Origin of the sequence: Streptomyces lincolnensis (assembly GCF_021173675.1) — a bacterium.
GTDB lineage: Bacteria > Actinomycetota > Actinomycetes > Streptomycetales > Streptomycetaceae > Streptomyces > Streptomyces lincolnensis_B.
Genome location: NZ_JAIHON010000072.1, coordinates 1 through 255, shown reverse-complemented (window position 1 = coordinate 255; position 255 = coordinate 1). Strand labels below are relative to the sequence as shown.

At 56.9% G+C, this 255-nt stretch carries 1 rRNA gene; it reads right to left on the bottom strand.

Annotation, left to right across the window (positions count from 1 at the left end):
* Window positions 1-255, bottom strand: a 23S ribosomal RNA gene (locus tag K4B79_RS47610); the annotation flags it as partial.

Here is a 255-nt window from a genome sequence, read left to right as displayed (position 1 = left end):
CACCATTCCCTCACGGTACTATCCGCTATCGGTCACCAGGGAATATTTAGGCTTAGCGGGTGGTCCCGCCAGATTCACACGGGATTTCTCGGGCCCCGTGCTACTTGGGTGTCTCTCAAACGAGCCGCTGACGTTTCGACTACGGGGGTCTTACCCTCTACGCCGGACCTTTCGCATGTCCTTCGCCTACATCAACGGTTTCTGACTCGTCTCACGGCCGGCAGACCATGAAAGAGAGATCCCACAACCCCGTAT